Origin of the sequence: Saccharopolyspora indica (genome assembly GCF_027853965.1) — a bacterium.
GTDB classification, from domain to species: domain Bacteria; phylum Actinomycetota; class Actinomycetes; order Mycobacteriales; family Pseudonocardiaceae; genus Saccharopolyspora; species Saccharopolyspora indica.
The window spans coordinates 217,049-225,568 of record NZ_JAQGLB010000013.1 but is presented as its reverse complement, the minus strand read 5'-3'; the positions used below and the strand labels follow the sequence as shown (position 1 = coordinate 225,568).

At 67.8% G+C, this 8,520-nt stretch carries 4 protein-coding genes; 2 read left to right on the top strand and 2 right to left on the bottom strand.

From position 1 onward, the window contains the following. Nucleotides 1-375: 375 nt before the first annotated feature. Nucleotides 376-1,326: a nitroreductase/quinone reductase family protein gene (locus tag OU416_RS26475; protein ID WP_270929718.1), complete on the top strand. Its 951-nt coding sequence runs from the start codon at nt 376-378 to the stop codon at nt 1,324-1,326. Between the two features lie 383 nt (nt 1,327-1,709). Further along, nucleotides 1,710-4,151 carry a translocation/assembly module TamB domain-containing protein gene (locus tag OU416_RS26470; RefSeq protein WP_270929717.1) on the top strand — a complete coding sequence of 814 codons (2,442 nt, stop codon included), beginning with the start codon at nt 1,710-1,712 and terminating at the stop codon, nt 4,149-4,151. A 3-nt stretch (nt 4,152-4,154) separates the two neighbouring features. On the opposite strand, the gene OU416_RS26465 is transcribed toward OU416_RS26470, so the two are convergent. Together OU416_RS26465 and OU416_RS26460 are read right to left on the bottom strand one after the other, a co-directional pair. After that, nucleotides 4,155-6,536, bottom strand: a complete 2,382-nt coding sequence (locus OU416_RS26465; protein ID WP_372907259.1) for a GH92 family glycosyl hydrolase — start codon at nt 6,534-6,536, stop codon at nt 4,155-4,157. Nucleotides 6,537-6,647: 111 nt separating this feature from the next. Further along, the gene (locus OU416_RS26460) at nt 6,648-8,351 is read right to left on the bottom strand and encodes a GGDEF domain-containing protein (protein ID WP_270929716.1); all 1,704 of its coding nucleotides are present in this window, start codon (nt 8,349-8,351) and stop codon (nt 6,648-6,650) included. Nucleotides 8,352-8,520 lie beyond the last annotated feature (169 nt).

Here is an 8,520-nt window from a genome sequence, read left to right as displayed (position 1 = left end):
AGCCTGAAACCCCGAAGGGGCGGCCGCCAGGCCGGGCTTGACATCCGGACCGCAGCCCCCACAATCCACCAAACCACGGGGATGGCCCAAGGACAACAGAACCCCTAAAAGCCCCAACCACAACCCCGCCCTTGCACCCCGACGGAACGCCTTGCTAGCCTCCCCACGAGCCCCGGATGGGCCTACGCATGGAGGTAGCGGCTTCTCAAGCCACCATCGAGTTGCGACACGATTCAACGTGTCTCGCACCTGGTTTCGTCGAACCGCGATGCGGTCCAACGTGCCTGCCTCTGCGTACCCGGCCTGCGGGGCTCTTCCGCGTGTCCGCACCTCGATGCCGAACCCTCCGATCGACCGAGATCCGGAAGGACTGCATTGACAGAGCGAGAAATCGAGAACTTCGACGTCCACGCCTTCAACCGCCAGGTGATAGCGGAGTTCCGCCAGAACGGCGGAAAGCTCACCGGCTGGATGGAGGGCTGGTCGGTGTGCGTGCTGACGACGACCGGAGCCCGCACCGGCGAGCCCAGGGAGACCCCGCTGGGCTACTTCGAGATCGGCGGCCAACCGCTGGTCGTGGCCTCGGTGATGGGCGGACCGAAGAATCCGGCCTGGTACCACAACATCCGCAAGAACCCGCAGGTCACGGTGGAGACCGGCGCTGAGACCTACGACGCGATGGCGACCATCGAGACCGGCGGGCGGCGCGACGAGCTCTTCGCCGCGGTGGCAGCGCAGAACGAGGGGATGCGCGACTACCAGCGGAAGACGGCGCGGGTGCTCCCGGTGGTGACCCTCCACCGGATCGACCGGGACCAGCGGTCGGACCAGGATTCGGCAGGTGCCGAGCGAGTCCGCGGTCTGGGCGATTTCCTGGTGGAGGCCCATGATTGGCTGCGCGCGGAGCTCGCGGAACTCCACCGCCAGGTGGACGAGATCATCGAGGGCGATGCGAGCTCCCCGGAACTCGAACGCCCCAAGCCGGATCTGGCCCAACAGCTGCGCGCGCACTGCACCGAGTTCTGCGCCGCGCTGAAGCAGCACCACACCGGCGAGGACCGAGGTGCCTTCCCGATGCTCGCGCAGCAGTTCCCGGAACTCTCCCCAACTCTGGAGAAGCTGGGCCAGGAGCACGAGGCCGTAGCGCGCTTGCAGGACGAGATTCGCCGGCTCGTGGACGAGTACGAACCGGGAAGAACCGACCCGGCGCACCTGAAGACCCGCCTCGAATCCATGACCGGCGAACTCGAAGCCCACTTCGCCTACGAAGAACGAACGATCGTCGCAGCCCTCAACACCCTGGGCCCGGCCCCGAACATCCCGTGACCTTGCTCGAGCGCCCGCGGCTGGCGGAACCGGTGTGGTTCCGTCGGCCGTACGGGTACTAGCGCGTTGCGGTTGATCGGTCGACTTCGAGCCGGTCGAGCATTGCTCGAATGACCAGCACGCTTTGTTGAGCCGTTTGTTGGGTCGAGCCAAACGGGCTCCGAGGCTTCCCGTGCTGCGCTAGGTTCGCCAGGCAGCTGATCTTGGGTGGGGATATGAGGTTGGGAGATCTCCCGGAAGCAGAAGCTTCATCCGTCGAGACTTCGCTCCGCAGATCGTTCGAGCGTCGTGAGCCGCTTCGGCCGGCCGATGACGAGGTCGTACGGGCATCGTTCATCAGCCAGCTCGTAGTCACGTCTCCTGAGGGAGGTCGGGGCCCGGCTTTGGAACTGGTCGGCGCTCGGATCGTCGGAGACCTCGACCTGTCCGACTGCTCGGTGTCCGTGCCGATGGTCTTCCGGGAATGCGTGTTCGATGGTGATCTGCTGCTCAACGATGCCAGCACGCTGCGGATTCACCTGGAGGACTGCCAGATCAGCTCTGTTCGGGCATCGCGCGTGCGCGTCGAAGGGCCGCTGTGGCTTCGCGGGCTGCGCAAGGCTGCCCACATCGATCTCGAGGATGCACGCATCGGTGGAGATCTGGATCTGACGGGCAGCCGGGTCAGCGGCGGTGGGATCGCTGTGAATCTCATGGCTGCACAGATCGATGGTGATCTGATCGGGAAGCACGCTGATCTGCGCGGAGCACTTCATCTTCCGGGTGCAGTGGTGAGCAGACGCCTCCTGCTGGAGGAGGTGAGCATCGCCAATCCGGACGGTGCCGCAGTCGATGGCGAGTCGGCCAGCATGTCTTTGGGCTTGGATGCGCGGTTAGCTAGGTTCACCGGGAAGTTTCACTTTGCCGGAGCGCGTCTCGGTGGTGATCTGAACCTGCGGGGGGCACAGCACAATCACCCGGGTGCTTGCGCGATCGACTTCAGCGGTGCGGAGATTCGTGGATCTGCCTTGTTGCGCGGGGGCTTCTCCTGCCGAGGGGTTCTGGACTACCGGCATGCCTCGGTCTCCGGACAGCTCCGGCTGGATCGCGCGGCGATCGTCGACCCCCATGCGGCCTCGGGAGTGGCGATCGCCTTGGACTGGGCGGACATCGCTGGTGGCATCGAGGCGACAGATCCCGTCCAACTCGAGGGGGTGATCAACCTCGTCGGCACGCGTGTGGGCGGCCTCTTCAGAATCCGGGGAGGACGGCTGAACGGACGCGACGGACGTGTGATCAACGCAGTCTCGGCGTCATTCGGTGCCGGCTTCCGCTTGGAGGGTGCTTCTCGGCTCTCGGGTGAGGTCCGCGTTGCGACCTGCACGATCAGCGGGGACGTGATGTTGGACGGCGTCGAAGGGACATCCTTCGGTCTTTCGAGCAGTACTGTCAGCGGTTTCGTAGCGGTCTGCAACGGGAAGTTGACGGCTCGGGGAGGCACTGCCCTGCGAATCGCGACCAGTGAAGTGTCCGGTGACTTGAGGCTCACCGATCTGGAGGTGTCCGGAAGCGGCAGCCAGCCCACCGCCGGTGATGACGAGAGGCAGTCCGCTGTCGACCCTCTCGTTTCGACAGCGGACCTCTCCGATACGACTATTCGCGGTCGCCTTCACGCAGGGAAGGGTTTTCGCTGCTCAGGTGAGGTGCGGTTGGTCAATCTAGTGGTTCCGCACATCACGTTCCACGGAGCGAAGCTGGAGGCTTCGGGAGCGCTCGCGATCAGCGGTTCGAATCTGACGGTGGACACCATGGTTCTTTCGGAGCTGGCCGCTGCCGGAGGCGTTGTGCTGTCGTCTTCCGAGATCGGGCATTTCCTGCGTATCACGTCGGCTGCGGTCACCGGCGGTGTGCGGAGACTGGATCTGGAGGAGACCGGATCGTTCGCTCTTGATCTCACCGGTACGAAGATCGGTCGCCAGTTGAACATGACGGGTAGTTCCTTCGCCGACAAGGTCGTCCTGGCGGACGCAGTGATCGGCCAGGACGCGCGCCTCGACGACGTGCAGCTCGACGGCAGGAGCGGATGCGCGCTCGATGCCACTCGGCTCCAGGCCAGCGTGTTCCGGTTGTTGCCGACGACGATGCCGGGCGGGGCAGTGCGTCTGGCCAATGCTCAGGTCGGTTTGCTCGTGGATCGAGCGACCTCGTGGCCACGGGAGCACGAGATCGACCTGGCAGGATTCAGCTACGGGCGGCTCAGCACTGAAGTGGGGTTGCCGGAGCGCCTTTCCTGGCTCAAGCTCGCTACGCCGAAGTTCGTGCCCGGTCCGTATGAGCAGTTGGCGAACTGCCTGATCGCGGCTGGGGACAAAGACGGAGCGCGAACGGTCCGCTTGGCCGCTGTGCGGCGCTCGTACCGGGAAGCGCCATCAGGGCTCGGCAGCACTCGATCGGTCCGCCATCGGATCAGGTACGTCTTCCGTCGTGGATGGGGATTCCTGCAGGATTCAGTGCTGGGATACGGTTACCGCTCGTCGCGAGCAGTGGTGCTGTTCTTGCTTCTCTGGGGACTCGGTGGCGCTGCATTCGCTCTCGGCAGCGGGCCGTGTCATCGCCTAGGCGCGCTCGGTTCTGGACCCTGCCCGGTCAAAACAGGCGAGCACCCGGCTTGGGATCCGTTCTTGTACGCCTTGGACCTGCTCATCCCGCTCCTGGACCTCGGTCATGAGAAGGCGTGGGACGTGGTCGGACCGTCCAAGGCCGTCATGTGGGTATTGATGGTCTCCGGGTGGGTGCTGGCCACCGCGATCATCGCGGCGGCCAGCAGGACCCTGCGCCGGAACTGACGCTCAGCCCGCTGCGCAGGGGGCGGTGGGCACTGCTTCCGGGTTGGTTCCCCAGGTGGTGGGGGTGTCGGACAGGCGGTGGTCGATGGTGCCGCTCGCTCGGACTCTTTCCAGGTCGATCCACACCTCGTGCTTGGGGGTGTTCGCCACGCGGACTTCGTCCACGTACTGGAGCTTCGCTCCTCGCGCGTTCGGGGCGTTGATCGTCAGCGGGGTTCCGCCGGGGATCTCGACCACTGCTCTCGGGAACCTCGGGGCGTTCAGGATGAACTGGCCGGTTCCCGGTGTCGTGGGGTAGAGGCCCAGGGCGCTGAAGACGTACCAGGCCGACATCGTGCCCAGGTCGTCGTTCCCGGTGACTCCGTCGGGGGCGTTGGTGAACAGCGTTTGCTGGGCCCGCACCACCGCCGACGTCTTCGCCGGGCGGCCGATCAGCGAGTACATCCACGGGGCGTGCAGGTCCGGTTCGTTGTTCGGGTTGTAGCGGAACTGGCCGTAGTAGTCGTACGGGTCGATCACCCACTCCTCGCGGGCCGTGCGGGCCGGGTCCTGGATCAGCTGGTCGTGGGCGAAGAACGTGTCCAGGCGCTTTTCGGCCTGGTCGGGACCGCCGACGGCGGCGAGGAGGCCGGGCACGTCCTGCTGGGTCAGCCATTGGTACTGCCAGGCCGTTCCTTCGTGGAATCCCTTGTCGGAGATGGGTTCGTAGGGTTCGAACCAGGTTCCGTCGGGGTTCTTCGGGCGCGGGAAACCGGTGAAGCCGCGTTCCGGGTCGTGCACCGAGGGATCCCAGACGTGGCGCCAGTTCCGCCCGCGTTCGGCCAGCTGCGCGGCGTCCTCCCGGTGGCCCAGGACTCCGGCCAGCAGGGACAGCGAGCAGTCGGCCAGCGCGTACTCCATGGTCGCCGAGCCGCCGTGCGCCGGGTCGACGTCCTGGCCCTTCTTCGGGAAGTCCGGGTCGTACTGCACGAATCCGCGCGACAGGTAGGAGTCGTTGCCCGCGCGGCCCTCGAACTGGGAGTCGGCCGGCGGGACTTCGCTGGCGTTGCGCCGCAGCGCTTCGTAGGCCTGCTGTTCGCGGCCGTCCAGTGCGCCGAAGCGCCACAGGTCGACCAGGAACGGTGTGACCGGGTCGCCGGTCATCGTGTTGGTCTCGAAGTTCGCGTACGCCCAGCGCGGCAGCCAGCCGCCCTGCTCGTCGATCGCGAGCACGCTGCGCGCGATGTCCCGGGCGCGGTCCGGGACCAGCAGCGCCAGCAGCTGGTTCTGCGTGCGGTAGGTGTCCCACAGCGAGAAGAACTGGTAGTACGTCCAGTCGTCGGCGCGATGGATCGCGTCGTCGAACCCGCGGTAGCGCCCGTCGGCGTCGGTGGCCGTCGACGGTTGCAGCAGCACGTGGTACAGCGAGGTGTAGAAGACCGCCGTGTCGTCGGGCGTTCCGCCGCTCACCTGGATCCGGTCCAGCTCGCGGCGCCAGCGGTCCTGGGTCCGCTCGCGGACCTGGTCGAAGCCGCCGCCCTCGGCGGCGAGGTTCGCGTCCGCTCCCGCTGCGTCCACATAGGATATCGAGGTGGTCGCGGTGACCTGCTCGTCGGCGAAGGTCAGCCACGCGCCGCGCAGGCCTTCGCCGCCGGAGACCGAGCGGCGGTCGAAGCGGCCACCGTCGGGCTGCCAGGTGCCGAAGGACTCGACGGGTTCGTCGAAGCGGGTGGTGAACCACAGCGTGTAGTCCTGCCCGCCGCAGAAGCCCTTGCTGCGCACCCAGCCCCGGACCGTCCGCTCGTCCACCACCTCCAGCCCGCTGGCCTTGACCGGGTTGCGCTCGTTGGCCTGCCCGACGTTGAGGAACACGTGCGCCGGGCCGCGTTCGAAGGTGTAGCGCTCGACGCCGACGCGCGTGTCGGCGGTGGCCTCCACGTCGATGCCGCCGTAGTCGGTCAGGCGGGTGCGGTAGTAGCCCGCGTCGCCGACCTCGCCGTCGTGGGTGTAGGCGGCCGCGTACTGCTCCTGGTCGAACGCGGCGGGCTTGTTGATGTCGAAGTCGTGGCCCTGGCCTGCGCCGATGCTGCCGGTGGTGGGCAGGGTCGAGATCAGGCCGCCCTGCTCCCAGCAGCCCGCTCCGGAGAGGAAGAAGTGGCCGAAGCCCTTGATCCGGGTGTCGTCGTAGCGCCATCCGGCGTAGTGCGTGCCGATCGGGCTGACCTGGGTCATGCCGAACGGCGCGGAGGCACCGGGGAACGTGTTGCCCTCGTCCTTGGTGCCGATGAAGGTGTTCACCGCGCGAACCGGATCGGTGGGTTGCGCGACGGCGGGTAGCTGGGTGGCGGTGAGCGCGGTCAACAGCAGCGCTGCGGTGGTGGCGAGCCGACGGCGATGTCCTGGCACGTGTCCTCCCACGGCTTTGACAACGTTGTCAAACCTCGTTCGAACACCAGCCTAGGGGGCGCGTGGTGGGCCGCGGCAATCGTCCGCGTGAGTGATCCTGCCCGCGGGAGCTCAGGAACTGGGGGTGCCGCGCAGCACTTCGATGCGGTCCGAGCCGGGGCGGGACATCACCCAGCTCGACCCGGCCAGCGACTTGGCGTGCTTCTTCAGCGGCGCCAGGCGGCTGGACGCGTCGTCGTAGCCCGCGACGGTGCTCGGCGTGCACACCAGGGTCGCCAGCGACAGGGTCACCGACACGCCGCCCGCCGTGCGCTCCGGATCGAGCACCAGCTCGGCCAGCGCCACCAGGTCGTCCAGGTCCGCCACCAGCAGGAAGTCGTCCCCGCCGACGTGCCCGACCTGCACCGAGCTCAGCGCGGTGGCCGCGTCGGTCAGGCTCCGGCCGATGGCTCGGATCAGGTCGTCGCCCGCGGAGAAGCCCGCCGTGTCGTTGACCGTCTTGAACCCGTCGATGTCCAGCCAGCTCACCGCGAAGACCTCGCCCGCGGCGATGCGGCGGGTGACGTCGCGGGCGATCGCGTCGCTGCCCGGCAGCCGGGTCAGCGGGTTCAGCGCCGCCGCCTCCTCCACCTTCAGCTCCGCCATGCCGCGGATCAGGTCACCGGCGCGCACCGCGCCCAGGCACCGGCCCGACTCGTCGACCACGATCGCGTCGTCGTACATCCGGTACTGGTCGGAGCGGGTGACCATGCTCAGCGCCTCCATCGCGGTGGTCGCCGTGGTCACCACCCGCGGTTCGTCGGCCAGTCGCGACGCGGGCCGCTTGGCGTGCAGCGCGTGGCCGTACGGGCCGGTCACCGCGAGCAGGAACCGGTTGCGCTCGATGGTCCACTGCGGCCGGTTGCCCTCGTCGACCAGCACCACACCGCTGATCTCCGGGTGGTCGGCCAGCACGCCGCGCACCTTGTCCGCGGTGACGTCGGTGGGCAGGATCGTGGCCGGGGACAGGAACTCGGTCACCCGCGGTCCGCTGGCCAGCGAGCTGATCGGCGGACCGTGCGGGTCGGTCACCTCCGCGGCCACGCCGGGCACGCTGCTGGCCGTCGGCGGCCGCCGCGCCGCGGGCGCCAGCAGGTTGCCCTGCACCAGGCGGATCCCGTTGCGGCGCAAGGTGGTCAGCTGGCGCTCGTTCTCCACGCCCTCGGCCACCAGCTGGCTGTCGGTGGCCTCGCACAGGTGCCGCACCGACTCGACCAGCGCGACCCGCGCCGGGCTCTCCGGCAGCTGCTGGACCACCTCGCGGTCCAGCTTGACCACGGCCGGGCCGATGTCGGCGATCAGCGCCAGCGGCACATCGCCCTCGCCGACGCCGTCCAGCGCGATCTGGAACCCGTCGGCGCGCAGCTTGTCCACCCCGACCAGCAGGTCGTCGGTGTTCAGCCGGGCGAACGGCGGGCCGATCTCCAGCGTCACCTCCTGCTCGCGGCGGCCGATCTCGCGCAGCCGCTCGCGCACCAGGTCCAGCCGCTGCAGGTCGTGGGTGACCGTGCCGCCGAAGATGTTGAGGTGCAGCGGCAGCAGGGATTCGTGTTCGGCGGCAGCCGTCAGCGCCGCGTTGGCCAGTTCCACGTCGAGCTCGGTCAGCCGCCGTTGCCGGGCAGCCTCGCGGAACAGCTCCTGGACGTTCGTCCCAACCGGCCGGGCCAGCGCCTCTATCGCGACGATGGCTCCGGTCTTGATGTTGATCAACGGCTGGAACGCGAAGCGCACCTCGTCAACCAGCGCTAGCACGGAGTCGATGTTGCCCGCACTCATGCTGTTCCATCGACGGTGTTCACGACCTGTTCACCGACATCTCAGTTCCTCCTCCTCGGGGTGGAGGACCGCCTCTCCCTGCAGACCAACTTAGCGCGCTTGACCAGCACCGAACACGGGTTGGCGGCGCCGGGTGGCGGTTGCCACAACTATGAGCAGCGCACCGGCC

What these genes read in the sequence shown, in the direction of transcription:
- OU416_RS26460 (WP_270929716.1), bottom strand. Translation starts at nt 8,351, where the DNA reads ATGAGTGCGGGCAACATCGACTCCGTGCTAGCGCTGGTTGACGAGGTG.